At 68.9% G+C, this 734-nt stretch carries 1 protein-coding gene; it reads left to right on the top strand.

The genetic code is table 11. From position 1 onward, the window contains the following. Positions 1-734, top strand: a 734-nt coding sequence (locus FOE67_RS27555) for a potassium channel family protein (RefSeq protein ID WP_228474369.1), incomplete at both ends; no start/stop codon positions are given.

Below are 734 nucleotides of genomic sequence, written 5' to 3'. Positions count from 1 at the left end.
CCCGTCCCCCGGTCCCTCCTGCGCGTCCCCCGGCCGGTCGAATCCGGCGCTCCGGGACGTCCGGTTCCGCGACCTCGCCCTGCTGCTGCTGGTGATCGCGGTTCTGCAGTTCGGGTATCCGATCAGCCTGTACGGGCCGGGGTGGAACGCCCTCTACATGGTGCTGTACGCCGGGATGATCGTCTTCGGGTTGCGCACCGTGCGCACGGAGGGCCACCACATGTCGCCCGTGGTGGGGGTGGCCCTCGTCTTCGCCTGTTTCGCCGGGTGGTCGGTGGTGGACCGCGCGAACACGGTGGCGGAGTTGGGGCGCCACCTCTCCGTGGCCTTGTTCCAACTGGCGCTGATCGCCTCCCTGGTGCTGTTCGTCTTCCGGCGGCACCACCGTCCGGGACCGGAGCTGATCCTGGCGGCCATCTCCGTCTACCTGCTGTTGGGGGCGTTCTTCGCGGCCTGTTTCACGGCGATGGAACTGTCGGTGCCGGGGAGCTTCACGGACCTGGCGGCCCCGGAGGCGGCGATCGACTGGTCGTTGTTGATGTACTTCGGCTTCGTCACGCTGGCGACGGTGGGGTACGGGGACGTGGTGCCGCTGACCCCCTGGGCGCAGTCGCTGGCGGCGTTGCAGGCGGTGACGGCGACGCTGTTCCTCACGACGGTGATCGCCCGGTTGGTCGGCGTCTACACGGTCTCGTCACCCGGGGACGAGGGCAATGGGGACGACCTGTCTCTTA

The sequence above is a fragment of the Streptomyces calidiresistens genome (assembly GCF_014141525.1).
GTDB lineage: Bacteria > Actinomycetota > Actinomycetes > Streptomycetales > Streptomycetaceae > Streptomyces > Streptomyces calidiresistens.
Note: the sequence above shows the minus strand (reverse complement) of the source record. Positions and strands in the feature narration are given on the sequence as shown.